The following is a 13,300-nucleotide window of genomic DNA, read 5'->3' on the forward strand; positions in this document are numbered from 1 at the left end:
ATGGTTGCCGATACCCGCCTCTCGACGAAGCTCTGGGCCGCCGCCAACTGGGCGCTGATCGGCTTCTTCCTGCTCAACCTGCTCGCGATGATTGCGACGGTCATCACGAGTTCCTTCGCCACGCGCTGGCTCGGAACCTGGTTCCCGGCCGGCTGGACGACGCGCTGGTATTCCGCCGCCTGGGCCGAATTCCAGCTCGACGACGTGCTGATCGTTACCTTCCAGATCGTCTTCCTGGTCGTCGTGCTCTCGGGTCTGATCGGCGTGCCCGCCGCCTATGCGCTGGCGCGGCGCGAATTCCCCGGCAAGAAGCTGGTGATGCTGCTCTTCCTGCTGCCGCTGCTGGTGCCGCCGATCACCTTCGGCATTCCGCTGGCGACCGTGCTCTACAGACTGGGCCTCGCCGGGCAGATGTCGGGCGTGGTGCTCGCCAACCTCGTGCCGACGGTGCCCTTCGTCATCCTGGTGATGATCCCGTTCATCGAGCAGATCGACACCAAGATCGAGGCGGCCGCGCGCGTCTTCGGCGCCAACACCTTCAAGCTCTTCATCCATATCCTCCTGCCGCTGCTGATGCCGGGCATTCTCGCCTCGCTGTTGCTCGTGCTGGTGCGCACCATCGCGATGTTCGAGCTCACCTTCCTCACCGCCGGGCCGACCAGCCAGACGCTGGTTGTGGCGCTCTACTACGCGGTCTTCGCGGCCGGCGTGCGCGCCGTGCAGTCGATCGACGCCATGGCGGTGGTCTACATGGCGACGACACTGATCTGGCTTGTCATCGCGCTGCGCTTCGTCAACCCGACGCAGATCGTCGGGCGCGGAGGGCGGCGCTGACCAGAAACGATCGCCGGTCACGAGGCCGGCGAACCATCAAGACCCCGGCGCAGCCTCGGCATCGAGGCGCGGATAGAGGGTCGAACCCCCAGGGAGAGATCATGACTTATTCGAGCGCCTTCAAACCATCCCGCCGGACCGTGATGGCCGGTGCGGCAAGTCTTACCGCCGCAAGTCTCGCCGCCCTGCAGGTAAGCGGCGCGCAGGCGCAAGCCGCGCCCGTCGCGTTGAACATCATCGACGTCGCCGGCAACCTGCAGCTCACCCAGGCCGCGATCGAGAAGTTCGTCAGGGACAATCCGAAGCTGATCTCGCGCGTGAATTTCTCCCGCGCGCCTTCGCCTGAACTGCCCGCGAAACTCAAGGCGCAGCAGGAGGCCAACCGCGTCGACATCGATCTCGTGCTGACCGGGCCTGGCGCGATGTCGGATGGCATCGGGCTCGGCCTCTGGATCGACGTCTGGAAATCCCATGCCGCCAGCCTGCCCAAGGCCGAGGACGTCTATCACGAGCAGGCGCTCATGATGCAGAAGAACTTCGGCCAGAACGAAGGCGTCGCGGTCGCGTATTCGCCCTCGGGGCCGCTGTTCGAGTACGCGCCCGATCGCCTCAAGGTCGTGCCCAAGACGGCGGCCGAGTTCCTCGCCTACGTCAAGCAGAATCCCAAGCGCTTCACCTATGCGCGGCCGGTCAATTCCGGCCCCGGCTGGACCTTCCTGCAGGGCCTGCCCTACATCCTGGGCGATGCCGACCCCTCAGACCCGATGAAGGGCTGGGACAAGAGCTGGGCCTATCTCAAGGAACTCGGCACCGGCATCGACTACTACCCCGGCGGCACCACGCCGACGATGAAGGAACTCGGCGAGGGCACGCGCGACGTCATCGTCTCGACCTTCGGCTGGGACATCAATCCGCGCGCGCTCGGCATCGTGCCCAAGGAGGCCGAGGTCTTCGTGCTCGCCAACACGCACTGGATCCCCGACACCCAGTTCATGTGCATTCCCAAGGGCGTGCCAGCCGACAAGGTGACTGCGCTGCTGGCGCTGATGTCCCATATGCTGAAGCCCGAGGCGCAGGCCGCGACCTACGACAAGGGCTATTTCTATCCAGGCCCGGCGGTGAAGGGCGTGACGCTCGCCATGGCCCCACAGGACAGCCGCGACGTGCTCAAGGAGTTCGGCCGGCCGACCTATGACGATCTGATCGCCAAGACCCCGACGCGCCCGCCGCTGACTCCCGAGCGCCTCGTCGCCGCGTTCCGGCGCTGGGACCAGGAGATCGGCGTCGGCCACGGAGCGCCCAAATAGCATGCGCTTTGCAGCCATAGGGCTCGATCACCGCCACATCTTCCACATGGTGGGCGGTCTCATCGAAGCCGGCGCCGACTGCGCCGGCTTCGATCCGACGACATCTGACGAACGCGTGCTGGCCGGCTTCCGCGAGCGCTTCCCCGGTCTCAGGGAAAGCTCTGCCGCGCGACTGCTCGACGACCCCTCGATCGACCTGATCGTCTGCGCCGGCATTCCCTGCGAGCGGGCGGCGCTGGCCGTCCGCGCCATGGCTGCGGGCAAGGACGTCATGGTCGACAAGCCCGGCGTCACGACGCTGGCGCAACTCGCCGAGGTCGAGGCGGCGGTCGCCGCGACCGGGCGGATATTCTCGGTCTGCTTTTCCGAGCGCTTCATCGTGCCGGCCACGCTCGTCGCAGGTAAGCTGATCGAGGACGGCGCCATCGGCCGGGTCGTGCAGACGATCGGCCTGGGGCCGCATCGCCTCAACCGTACGATCCGCCCCGGCTGGTTCTTCGACAAGGCGCAGTTCGGCGGCATCCTCACCGACATCGCCTCGCACCAGATCGACCAGTTCCTGCATTTCACCGACTCGACGGAGGCGCGGATCGTCGCCTCGGGCACGGGCCATTTCGGCGCGCCCGATTTGCCCGATTTCGAGGATTTCGGCGAGATCCTGCTGCGCAGCGAGAAAGCCGGCGGTTATGTCCGCGTCGACTGGTTCACCGCCGACGGGCTTTCGACCTGGGGCGATGGCCGCCTGACGATCCTGGGCACGGACGGCACGATCGAACTGCGGAAATATGTCGATATCGCCGGCCGGGCCGGCACCGACCATGTCTTCCTGGTCGATAGGGCCGGCACGCGCCACATCGACGCTTCCAGCGAGCCTCTGACCTATTTCCGCGCGCTCGTCGCCGATATCGGCGCGCGTACGCAGACGGCGATGACGCAGGCCCACGTCTTCACAGTCTGCCGGCTGGCGCTCGAAGCACAGGCGCAGGCAGTCCGATTGCCGCTGAAGCCGGCAAACAAACTGTCCGGGAGTTCTCCGACATGACGCGCAAGCTCGGCGTCGCCGTCATCGGTCTTGGACCGGCGGCCCTCCCTCATTCGAAAAGCCTGCTCGATCTCGCCGACCGCGTCGATGTCCGCTGGGCCGTCAGCCGCTCGGCCGGGCGCGCGGAGGCTTTTCAGGCGCAGTTCCCGTTTCCTGTCACGACCGATCTCGATATGGTTCTGGCCGATGATGCGGTCGAGGCGGTCATCGTGCTGACCCCGCCGTCGAGCCATCTCGACGTCTCCGCGCGCTGCCTCGAGGCCGGGCGGCATGTCCTCGTCGAGAAGCCGCTGGAGCTGACCAGCGAGCGCGGCGCGAAGCTCGTCGCCACGGCGCGGCGCACGGGGAAGACCTTCGGCGTCGTGCTGCAGCATCGTTTCCGGCCGGCGAGCCTGCGTCTGAAGGCGGCGCTGGACGGCGGCGAACTCGGCGGCATCGCGGCCTCGTTCCTGCGCGTGCCGTGGTGGCGGCCGCAGGCCTATTACGACGAACCGGGCCGGGGTACGCTTGCCCGCGACGGTGGCGGCGTGCTGCTGACGCAGGCGATCCATTCGCTCGACCTGTTCCGCTCGCTCGTGGGTGTCTCCCGCGTCGTCGCCGCGCAATCGGCTACCACGGCGCTGCACCGCATGGAGACGGAAGACTACGTTTCGGCGTTGCTGGAGACCGGGAACGGTGCACCCGCCACGCTGGTGACGACGACGGCCGCCTATCCCGGCCATCCCGAGCGCATCGAGATCATCGGCACCAGAGGCTTTGCCGCGCTCGTCGGCGGCCGGCTGGAACTCTCCTTCCTCGACGGCCGCTCCGAGGTGGTCGAGGCCGAGGGCTCGACCGGCAGCGGCGCCAACATCATGGATTTTCCTCACGACGCGCACCGCGCCGTCATCGCCGACTTCGTCGACGCCATCGCGCAGGGACGCGATCCGGTCGTGACCGGCGAGGAGGCGCTGACCTCGCAGCGCCTCGTCGACGACATCCTCGCGGCGGCGAAACGGGGAGGCGCATGACGATGCGGGCCGGGCGAGCCGTCAGGTGGGCGCTAGGGCAGCCGGGTCTCCGGCTGCAGCCGGACGATTTCGGCGCAGGCCAGCAGCAGGTGGTAGAGGACGCGCACCGGAATTTGCGCGGCGATGGTCTTGCCGTCTGCATCGATCTGGTTGACCCAGAGGCCCGACGCCCTGTCGACGAACCGATCGAAGGTCAGCGCGAGATGTGCCTCCATCTTCGCCAGCGCTCCGGCCTCGTCCTCGAATTCGGCCCGCGCCGCCAGCGCCTTGAGATATTCGGTCTGCGGCCAGAGCAGCGCCGCGCCGTTCATCACCGCGCCTTGCGGGTCGATCTCGTTGACGACCGGATGTGCCGGGCCGTCGCCATGGTGCTGCTCGGCGAAGGCGAAAAGCTCGCGCGCCGTGGCGCGGGCCGCTGCCGAGCCGGTCAGCCGCCCATGATGGTAGAGCAGCCAGGTCCATTCATGATGGTGGCCGGGTTCGCGGATCAGGCCGCGCGGGCCGGGCAGGGGACTCCAGTCGTCGCCGAAAAACTCGGCAAGCGTACCGCCGGCGTGGCGCATGCGCGTTCGCATCAGGGCGACCAGCGCTTCGGCCCGCTCCAGCCAGCGCGGATCGCCGGAGGCCTCCGCCAAGGCGTGGCAGGCTTCGAGCAGATGCATATGCGGGTTCTGCCGGCGCGGCTGCGTGCCCAGCGTATCCTCGGCGAAGCCCCCGGCGGGATGGTCGAGCGCCGTCTCGATGAAATCCATGACCTCCTGCGCCCGGACGAAGGCGGAGCTTTCTCCGCTCGCCTTGCCGTAACAGCCGAGCGCGAACAGCACGAAGGCCAGATCGTACAGGTCGGAGCGGCCGTCGATCACCTCGCCGCCCGTCGTGCAGCGATGGCAGAAGCGTCCGTCCGGCCGCCGGCAGACGGTCCACAGGAAGGTCATGCCACGGCTTGCAGCCAGGAGCGCGCCGGGCACGCCCATCAGATGCGCGTGGCTGAAGACGTAAATGAGCCGTGCCGTCACCAGCGTCGTGCGGAGGTCGCTCGCGGAAGGTGTGCCATCGGCGTCCAGCATCTCGATAAAGCCGGGCCGGGCCGGATCGTGGACGCGCGCAAGCCAGCCCGGCAGCAAGGTCTGCGTCAGCCAGTCCGACAGCAGGATTTCGTCGGTCGTGCCGGCCATGATGTCGTCCTTCGCCGCTGCCTTGATGCGCGGCGCGATCTACCTGCAACCCGCCTCGCGTCACAACCACCGTGGACGCATGGCGCAACCTCTTCACGCAGACGGGCCTGACCAAGCATCAACCAAGCATCACCAGGGAGAGAAGACCATGACTGACAAGAGAGAGACAAAGTCCGGCGCGACCCGCCGCCAGTTCGTCGAAGGCGGCGTCGCCACAGTCGCCGCGCTGCAGACGGGCGCTGCCTTCGCGCAGGCGCCTGCGCTGCCCAAATCGCCGGTCGCGCTCAGCATCATTGATGTCGGCGGCGCGCTCGCGCTGTTGCAGAAGCCGCTGGAAAACTACCGCGACGCCAAGAAGAACCTGGTCTCGCGCATGACCTTCACCAAGGCGCCCTCGCCGGAGCTTCCCGCCAAGATCAAGGCGATGCAGGAGGCCAAGCGCGTCGACATCGACCTGATCATCGGCGGGCTCGATGCGCTGGCCGCCGGCATCGAGCAGAATCTCTGGGTGCCGCTGTTCCCGACCCATGCCGCCTCGCTGCCCGACCCGAGCAAGATCCTGCTCAAGGCCGCGCTCGACATGCATAATCTCGGCTCCGGCCAGGGCATGTGCGTCGTGTATTACCCGTCGGGTCCGCTGCTCGAATACATGCCCGCCAAGGTCGCCAAGCCGCCGACCACGGCCGAGGAGCTCATGGCCTGGACCAAGCAGAACCCCAACCGCTTCCTCTATGCCCGGCCGGCCAATTCGGGGCCGGGCCGGACCTTCATGATGGGTCTGCCCTACATCCTCGGCGACAAGGATCCGAAGGACCCGATGAATGGCTGGGAGAAGACCTGGGCCTATCTCAAGGAGCTCGGCCAGAACATCGAATACTACCCGACCGGCACCGGCCCGACGATGAAGGAGCTCGGCGACGGCTCGCGCGACATGATCATCTCGACCACCGGCTGGGACATCAATCCGCGCGCGCTCGGCATCGTCCCGAAGGAAGCGAAGATCCAGACGCTGAAGGGCTTCCACTGGGTCTCGGACGCGCAGTACATGTTCGTGCCCAAGGGTATCGCCGACGACAAGCTTGCCGTCGTGCTCGACCTGATCAGCCATACCATGACGCCAGCGCAGCAGGCCTTCACCTATGACGAGGGCTATTTCTATCCGGGCCCGGCCGTGAAGGACGTGCCTCTGTCGATGGCTCCCGAAAGCAGCCAGAAGGCGATCGCCGAATACGGCCGGCCCGAATACGCCGACCTGATCGCCAACAACCCGATCGAGACGCCGCTGACCCCCGACAAGATGGTCGCGGCCTTCCGTCGCTGGGACGAGGAAGTCGGCGTCAAGCGCAAGTGAGCGCTGGGCGCAATTGACGCCTTCGCCCCATCGCCGGGCGAAGGCGGGGCTATCGAGGCCTGTGAGGGCGGCGCGGAAAATCCCGCGCCGCCCTTGTCATTGTCCGGCACTCCTGCGACCTCGGCACCGCAGGCCGCCTTTTGCAGCCAGCCATGGACCGGGGCGACGAGAGACAGCAATGACGACGCGACCCAGGATCATGATCCTGACTATGGGCGGCACCATCGCCTCGCTCGGCGAGAGCGCGACGGCGACCACGATCTACAAGCTCGATCCCGACCGCAATCCGGTCCTGGACGCCGTTTCGACGCTGGCCGATATCGCCGATGTCGAGGCCGAGGCTTTCGCCCATCTGGCGAGCCACGACATTCCGCTCGACATGGTGGTCGAACTCGCCTGCCGCATTCTGGCCCTGCGCGCGGAAGGCAGGATCGACGGCGTCGTGATCACGCACGGTACCGACACGATGGAGGAGACCGCGTATCTGCTCGATTTGCTGCTGCCGCCCGGCGCGCCCGTCATCGTCACCGGCGCCATGCGCCCGGCCTCGGCGCTGAGCGCCGATGGCCCGCTCAACCTGTTCAACGCGGTGCGCGTCGCGGCTTGCGCGGAAGCGGCGGGGCAGGGCGTCCTGATCTGCCTGAACGATCGCATCGGCGCGGCACGTTCGACCGCGAAAACCCACACCTCCGCTCCCGATGCCTTCGGAGCAGGCGAGCAGGGCTTCGTCGGTGCGATCACCGGCAGCGAGATCGCGTTCTTCCAGCCCGGCTCAAATGCGTCGAGGCCGTATTTCGATTCCGCCCACGAGGGCGATCTGCCGCGCGTCGAAATTCTCGCAGCCTATCTCGGCATGGACGAGAGCCTTTTCGATGTCGTCATCGCGGCCGGAGCTGCAGGCATCGTCGTCGCCGGCACCGGCAACGGCTCGATTCCCGCCCGGGCGAAGCCGGCGCTGGCCCGGGCGCGGGACGCCGGCGTCATCGTCGTCCGTTCGACCCGGGTCGGCAATGGCGCGGTCTCAGCTGCCGTGATTGATGAGGAGTACGGTACCATCCCCGCCGGCTTTCTCAGCCCTCAGAAGGCGCGACTCCTGCTGATGCTGGCGCTGCGCGAGACCAGGGATCGCGCCGCCATCGCCGCCATGTTCCGGGCGGCCTGATCAGCGCCGCCGGTTGGCCGCCGCCGGGTCGGCCTCGAAGATCGAGGGCGACATCGTCGGCAGGTCGAAATAGTCGCGCGTCGTCGCGTAGCCGTGCCCGCCCATGCGGCCGACCGCATCGAGCGCGACGGGGTCGACATAGAGCTTGGCGAGATCGATCGTATCGGCGCGGAAATGCGCATAGACGACCTCGCCCAGAATGATCTCGCGCGAATTGCCGATGCCCAGCGTGGTGTGGTGGCGGCATTCAAAGGCGGCCGGCGCCTGGCCGATCCAGGGGCAGGGCACCTTCACGCCGGGCATGGCGGTGAGCCCTGCCTTGGCGAGTTCGTCGGTGCCCGGCTCGAATGGCACCGCGCAGACATTCATGCCCTCGACCAGCGCGTCGGAGACGATGTTGACGGTGAAGGACAAGGTCTCGCGGACGTTGCGGCCGGTGTCCTTCTGTGCGCCGGTCGGGCGATACTCGACACCGAGCGCCAGGATCGCCGGATCTGCCGAAAGGCAGTTGAAGAACGAGAACGGCGCGGCGTTGACGACGCCGCTGGCATCGACCGTGGTCACCAGCGCGATCGGGCGCGGCACCACCGCCCCTATCAGAAGCTTGTAGCGCTCGCGCGGCGTCAGCGCCGCGAAATCGAAGGTCACGATCGACGCCGGCGCGTCAGCGGGCCGGGGTGGGGTCAGCGTATCGGTCACGGCCGGGTCAGTCCTTCACTGAGGGCATAGGGTGCGAGCACCTCGCGGATATCGCGCTCGGCGCGCGGCGTCAGCAGGGCTCGCGTCACCACGGCCTGGAGATGGTGGTCCATCAACTCGGCGGCGCGCGCTGCATCGCCCGCCCGCAGCGCCTCGATCAGCTGGCGATGCTCGCTGACGGCGCATTCCGAGGAGTGCGGCCGGCCATAGATCGCCAGGATCAGCGAGCAGCGCGAGGAGACTTCCTGGACATAGCGCAGCAGCAGCGCATTGCCGGTCATCTCGGCGAGCTTGATGTGGAATTCGCCGGCAAGCCGGATCGATTCCGGCCCGTCCTTGCCATGCGCCTTGTCCTCCTGCGCGACATGCGCCTCGAGCTCCGCCACCTGGGCTACGCTGAGATGTCCCGCCAGACTCTCGGTGACCTGCCGCTCCAGCCCGCGCCTGACATCGAAGACGTCGCGCGCCTCCTCCAGTGTCGGATAGGCGACGGATGCGCCGCGGTTCGGCTTGAGCTCGACCAGCCCCTCGACCGCAAGCCGTCCAAAGGCCTCGCGCACCAGTGTGCGGCTGACGCCGAGCTGCTCGCCGATCGAATCCTCCGGCAGCTTCATGCCGGGCTTCAGCGCCTGCTCGATGATCGCGCGTCTGAGCGCCTTGTAGACCGATTGCGCCCGCAATCCCGGGGTGCGCGGTTCGCTCATCGTGACCCGTCTCCGTCCTGCCGCGCCCGATCGTCGGGCCTGTGCGGATGCAGTCAATGTCACGGGTTTCGACTCCGCTCCAGTTTTTCGCTTGTCTTCGATTATCGTATACAATACGATATCCATATCGTATGCAAGATTGATTATTAATCGCACACGAAATGCCGCATTAATCGCCATCGCGATTGAAAATGCGGCAATGACAGGGGCAAGCCGCGGGCGCCGATGATGCCGCCTCCGGTCTCGACGAGGAGAGAGCGATGACCAAAGCTGGCCTGACGACGAAGTCCTGGATGCTGGCGGCGGTCGCAGCGTTTGCGCTGACCGGCGCAGGGCTATCCGAATCCGCCTCGGCGAAGACGCTGAAATGGGGCGCTGCCCGCGAGATCGCCTCGCTCGATCCCTATTCCTATGGCGACACCTTCACGCTCTCGGTGCTCAACCACGTCTATGAAGGGCTGGTGCGCTACACCGGCGATCTCAAGATCGAGCCGGCGCTGGCCGAGAGCTGGGAGACCGTCTCGCCGACCGTCTGGCGTTTCAAGCTCCGCCAGGGCGTCAAGTTCCACAACGGCAACCCGTTCAAGGCCGAAGACGTCATCGCCTCGCTGGAGCGGGTGACGCATCCGGACTCGCCGCTGAAGGGCAATCTGCCGGCCTATAAATCCTCGAAGAAGATCGACGACTACACCGTCGAGATCGAGGTCAACGGCCCCTATCCGCTGCTGCTGAACGACCTGACCAACATCTTCATCTTCAACAAGGCCTGGCTCGAGGCCAACAACTCCCTGTTGCCGACCGATTCCGGCAAGGGCGTGAAGGGCTACGCCACCGACAACGCCAACGGCACCGGCCCCTTCGTGGTCGAGAGCCGGCGGGTCGACGCCAGGACGGTCTACGCGAAGAACCCGAACTGGTGGGACAAGCCCCAGCACAACATCGACACGATCGAGTTCCTGCCGATCGCCTCGGCCTCGACCCGCGTCGCGGCGCTGCTCTCGGGCGAGATCGACTTCACCAATGTCGCCCCGCTGCAGGATCTGCCGCGCCTGGCCGCCTCGTCCGACGTCAAGGTGCTGCAGACCAACGAATTGCGCACGGTTATCTTCGCGCTGAACCTCAAGGACACGCTGTTCGAGAGCGACGTGAAGGACAAAAACCCGCTCAAGGACATCCGCGTCCGCGAGGCGCTCTATCGCGCCATCGACATCGACGCGGTGCAGAAGCGCGCCATGCGCGGCCTCTCGCGCAACACCGGCGCGCTGATCGCGCCCGCCATCCCCGGCTACGAGCCGTCACAGGACATCCGCCTGCCCTTCGATCTCGACGGAGCCAAGAAGCTGCTCGCGGCGGCGGGCTACCCCAACGGCTTCTCCTTCCAGATGAACTGCCAGAGCGACGGCCTCGTCAACGAGGAGGAGTTTTGCCAGGCGGTCGCCGCGATGTGGTCGCGCGCCGGGCTGAAGCCCAATCTCAGCCTCGGCCCGCGCAGCCAGCAGACGCCCAAGCGCGTCAAGGGCGAGTTCGACGTGATCTCCTTCGGCTGGGCCAACGAGCCGATGATCGACGCCTATTCGATCCTGATTCAGGTGATGCGCTCCAAGAGCGGCTCGGGCGGCGTCTTCAACTGGGGCAATTGGGGCGATCCGCGCATCGACGCGCTGATCGACAAGGCCGGCGTCGAGCTCGACAATGCCAAGCGCATTCCGATGATGATGGAGGCGCTGAAGATCGCCAAGGCCGAGCACCTGTTCATCCCGCTGCACCAGCAGCCGATGGCCTGGGCGATGCGGAACACGGTGGCCCAGACCGTGCAGGCCTCCGACAACAAGCCGCGGCTCTGGCTGACGACGTTGAAGTAAGGGCTTTCGTCTCCCTCCGCCGTCATCCTGGACAAGCCGCGTAGCAGCGCAGCTCCAGGATCCATCATAGGGCACCGTCGTCGCTCCATGATGGATCCGGGCACGACCTTCGGTCGCCCAGGATGACGGCGAGGGTTTGATAGCCGTCGAGCCACTCGGCCGACGTGCCGTTACGCATCCTCAGGGAACCACCCAGATGCCGGCCTTCCTCCTCAAGCGCCTCCTGAACGCGGCCGGCGTCATGCTCGCGGTGGCGTTCATTGCCTTCCTGATCTTCCGTTTCGTCGGCGACCCCGTCGAACTGATGCTGAACGAGCAGGCGAGCCAGGCGCAACGCGACGAACTGCGCGCCCGGCTTGGCCTCGACAAGGGCCTTGTGCTGCAATTCGCGACCTTCGCCGGCAATGCCGTCAGGGGCGATTTCGGCATTTCCTACCGCAACCAGCAGGAGGTCTTCACGCTGATCTCCGAGCGCTTCCCGGCGACCTTCGAGCTCGTGCTGGTCGCGACCTTCCTGTCGCTCGCCATCGGCATCCCGCTTGGCGTCTATACTGCCATCAAGCGCGACAGCCTTCTCGCCAAGGCGCTGCAGTTCATCTCGGTGCTCGGAGTCTCGCTGCCGAGCTTCGCGCTCGGCATCCTGTTCATCCTGACCTTCTCGGTGACGCTGCAATGGCTCCCGGCCTTCGGCCGCGGCGAGACCGTGCAGCTCGGCTGGTGGTCGACCGGCTTCCTGACCGCGTCCGGACGCAAGGCGCTGATCCTGCCCGGCGTCACGCTCTCGCTGTTCCAGATCACGCTGGTGATGCGGCTGGTGCGGGCCGAGATGCTGGAGACGATGCGCACCGACTTCATCCGCTTCGCCCGGGCGCGCGGACTGACGACGCGCGCCGTCCATTTCCGCCATGCCTTGCGCAACTGCCTGATGCCGGTGATCACGGTGACCGGCCTGCAGATCGGCAACCTGATCGCCTTCGCGCTGGTGACAGAGACCGTGTTCCAGTGGCCCGGCATGGGGCTTCTGTTCGTCCAAGCCGTCACCTTCGTCGATATCCCGGTGATGGCGGCTTATCTGATCGTCGTCTCCTTCATCTTCGTCTCGCTGAACACTTTGGTCGACCTGACTTATGCATGGGTCGATCCACGCCTGCGTGAGGATGCCTTGTCGGGAGCCGCAAATGCCCGCTGAGACGATTGCGAAATCCTCATATCTGCGCCGCTTCCTCGACAGCGACATCGGCTGGAGCTTTCGCCGGACACCGGCGGCCTGGTTGTCGGCCCTCATACTGGCGCTTCTGTTGTTCACGGCCTTCTTCGCCCCGCTGATCTCAGCCCAAAACCCGCACGATCTCGCGCAGATCTTCATCGACAAGGCTGAAATCCCGCCGATCTGGAACAAGGATGGCGAATGGCCCTTCCTGCTCGGCACCGACCCGCAAGGGCGCGACGTGCTCTCGGCGATCCTCTACGGCACGCGGGTTTCGCTGATCATTGGTATCGCGGCCGTCATCGTTTCGATGGGCATCGGCGTAACGCTTGGCCTCGTCGCCGGCTTCTATGGCGGGCGCATCGACAACCTGCTGATGCGGCTCGGCGACACCGTGCTCTCGATCCCGACTTTGCTGATGGCGATCCTGGTCTCGGCTATCTTCCGGGAACTGCTGCCGCCGGCTTTGCGCGAGCCCTTTGCGGCGGTCGTGCTGGTGATGTCGATCTCACTGACCAACTGGGTGCAATACGCCCGCACCGTGCGCGCCTCGACCATGGTCGAGCGCCGCAAGGAGTATGTGCTGGCCGCCCGCATCATCAGGGTGCCGGCGCGGCGCATCATGGCGCGCCACATCCTGCCCAACACGCTGACCCCGGTGATGGTCGCTGCCACGCTGAACCTCGGCCTCGCCATCCTCTCGGAGGCGACCCTGTCTTTCCTTGGCGTCGGGATGCCGATCACGCAGCCTTCGCTGGGCACCCTGATCCGCATCGGCAATCAGTACCTGTTCTCCGGCTCATGGTGGCTGATCGTCTTCCCTTCGCTTCAGCTCGGCCTCATCGTGCTCAGCGTGAACCTGCTCGGCGACTGGCTGCGCGACGCTCTGAACCCGAAGCTGAGGTGATAACGATTTCCTCGACGACTCTCCCGTCACGGTCGGGCTT

At 66.2% G+C, this 13,300-nt stretch carries 12 protein-coding genes; 9 read left to right on the top strand and 3 right to left on the bottom strand.

Translation table 11 applies throughout. From position 1 onward, the window contains the following. The 4 genes from AC1DZY_RS10705 to AC1DZY_RS10720 all read left to right on the top strand — a co-directional run bounded on the left by AC1DZY_RS10705 (position 1) and on the right by AC1DZY_RS10720 (position 4,193). Positions 1–834 (top strand): ABC transporter permease, encoded by an 834-nt coding sequence (locus tag AC1DZY_RS10705; RefSeq protein WP_476820097.1) that lies wholly within the window; start codon positions 1–3, stop codon positions 832–834. A gap of 101 nt (positions 835–935) precedes the next feature. Next, complete coding sequence (locus AC1DZY_RS10710; RefSeq protein ID WP_476820098.1) at positions 936–2,141, top strand: extracellular solute-binding protein; 1,206 nt, start codon at positions 936–938, stop codon at positions 2,139–2,141. Position 2,142: 1 nt separating this feature from the next. Further along, positions 2,143–3,183 (top strand): Gfo/Idh/MocA family protein, encoded by a 1,041-nt coding sequence (locus AC1DZY_RS10715; RefSeq protein WP_476820099.1) that lies wholly within the window; start codon positions 2,143–2,145, stop codon positions 3,181–3,183. Beyond that, a complete protein-coding gene (locus AC1DZY_RS10720; protein ID WP_476820100.1) occupies positions 3,180–4,193 on the top strand; it encodes a Gfo/Idh/MocA family protein in 1,014 nt (337 codons plus the stop codon). Before AC1DZY_RS10715 ends, AC1DZY_RS10720 begins: the two co-directional genes overlap by 4 nt. Positions 4,194–4,225: 32 nt before the next feature. Here the strand turns inward: AC1DZY_RS10720 and AC1DZY_RS10725 are convergent, their stop codons facing one another. Next, positions 4,226–5,368, bottom strand: a complete 1,143-nt coding sequence (locus tag AC1DZY_RS10725; RefSeq protein ID WP_476820101.1) for an AGE family epimerase/isomerase — start codon at positions 5,366–5,368, stop codon at positions 4,226–4,228. 148 nt (positions 5,369–5,516) lie between these two features. Between AC1DZY_RS10725 and AC1DZY_RS10730 the strand changes: the two genes are divergently transcribed. Both AC1DZY_RS10730 and AC1DZY_RS10735 read left to right on the top strand, forming a co-directional pair. Beyond that, entirely contained in the window at positions 5,517–6,719 is a 1,203-nt protein-coding gene (locus tag AC1DZY_RS10730) for an extracellular solute-binding protein (protein WP_476820102.1), read from the top strand. A gap of 178 nt (positions 6,720–6,897) precedes the next feature. Beyond that, positions 6,898–7,881, top strand: a complete 984-nt coding sequence (locus AC1DZY_RS10735; RefSeq protein ID WP_476820103.1) for an asparaginase — start codon at positions 6,898–6,900, stop codon at positions 7,879–7,881. Here AC1DZY_RS10735 and AC1DZY_RS10740 read toward each other — a convergent pair whose 3' ends face one another. Continuing rightward, complete coding sequence (locus AC1DZY_RS10740) at positions 7,882–8,580, bottom strand: flavin reductase family protein (RefSeq protein WP_476820104.1); 699 nt, start codon at positions 8,578–8,580, stop codon at positions 7,882–7,884. Beyond that, positions 8,577–9,284, bottom strand: a complete 708-nt coding sequence (locus tag AC1DZY_RS10745) for a GntR family transcriptional regulator (RefSeq protein ID WP_476820105.1) — start codon at positions 9,282–9,284, stop codon at positions 8,577–8,579. Before AC1DZY_RS10745 ends, AC1DZY_RS10740 begins: the two co-directional genes overlap by 4 nt. 293 nt (positions 9,285–9,577) lie before the next feature. On the opposite strand from AC1DZY_RS10745, the gene AC1DZY_RS10750 reads away from it, so the two are divergent. The 3 genes from AC1DZY_RS10750 to AC1DZY_RS10760 all read left to right on the top strand — a co-directional run bounded on the left by AC1DZY_RS10750 (position 9,578) and on the right by AC1DZY_RS10760 (position 13,260). Further along, the gene (locus tag AC1DZY_RS10750) at positions 9,578–11,146 is read left to right on the top strand and encodes an ABC transporter substrate-binding protein (RefSeq protein WP_476820293.1); all 1,569 of its coding nucleotides are present in this window, start codon (positions 9,578–9,580) and stop codon (positions 11,144–11,146) included. A 196-nt stretch (positions 11,147–11,342) separates the two neighbouring features. Then, positions 11,343–12,335 (top strand): ABC transporter permease, encoded by a 993-nt coding sequence (locus AC1DZY_RS10755; RefSeq protein ID WP_476820106.1) that lies wholly within the window; start codon positions 11,343–11,345, stop codon positions 12,333–12,335. Then, on the top strand, positions 12,325–13,260 hold the full coding sequence (locus AC1DZY_RS10760) for an ABC transporter permease (RefSeq protein ID WP_476820107.1): 936 nt from the start codon (positions 12,325–12,327) through the stop codon (positions 13,258–13,260). Before AC1DZY_RS10755 ends, AC1DZY_RS10760 begins: the two co-directional genes overlap by 11 nt. The last annotated feature ends 40 nt before the right edge of the window (positions 13,261–13,300 follow it).

This window comes from Allobosea sp. P2_A10 (genome assembly GCF_056405115.1).

What these genes read in the sequence shown, in the direction of transcription:
- AC1DZY_RS10745 (WP_476820105.1), bottom strand. Translation starts at nt 9,284, where the DNA reads ATGAGCGAACCGCGCACCCCGGGATTGCGGGCGCAATCGGTCTACAAG.
- AC1DZY_RS10715 (WP_476820099.1), top strand. Translation starts at nt 2,143, where the DNA reads ATGCGCTTTGCAGCCATAGGGCTCGATCACCGCCACATCTTCCACATG.
- AC1DZY_RS10755 (WP_476820106.1), top strand. Translation starts at nt 11,343, where the DNA reads ATGCCGGCCTTCCTCCTCAAGCGCCTCCTGAACGCGGCCGGCGTCATG.
- AC1DZY_RS10735 (WP_476820103.1), top strand. Translation starts at nt 6,898, where the DNA reads ATGACGACGCGACCCAGGATCATGATCCTGACTATGGGCGGCACCATC.
- AC1DZY_RS10760 (WP_476820107.1), top strand. Translation starts at nt 12,325, where the DNA reads ATGCCCGCTGAGACGATTGCGAAATCCTCATATCTGCGCCGCTTCCTC.
- AC1DZY_RS10705 (WP_476820097.1), top strand. Translation starts at nt 1, where the DNA reads ATGGTTGCCGATACCCGCCTCTCGACGAAGCTCTGGGCCGCCGCCAAC.
- AC1DZY_RS10710 (WP_476820098.1), top strand. Translation starts at nt 936, where the DNA reads ATGACTTATTCGAGCGCCTTCAAACCATCCCGCCGGACCGTGATGGCC.
- AC1DZY_RS10725 (WP_476820101.1), bottom strand. Translation starts at nt 5,368, where the DNA reads ATGGCCGGCACGACCGACGAAATCCTGCTGTCGGACTGGCTGACGCAG.
- AC1DZY_RS10730 (WP_476820102.1), top strand. Translation starts at nt 5,517, where the DNA reads ATGACTGACAAGAGAGAGACAAAGTCCGGCGCGACCCGCCGCCAGTTC.
- AC1DZY_RS10720 (WP_476820100.1), top strand. Translation starts at nt 3,180, where the DNA reads ATGACGCGCAAGCTCGGCGTCGCCGTCATCGGTCTTGGACCGGCGGCC.
- AC1DZY_RS10750 (WP_476820293.1), top strand. Translation starts at nt 9,578, where the DNA reads ATGCTGGCGGCGGTCGCAGCGTTTGCGCTGACCGGCGCAGGGCTATCC.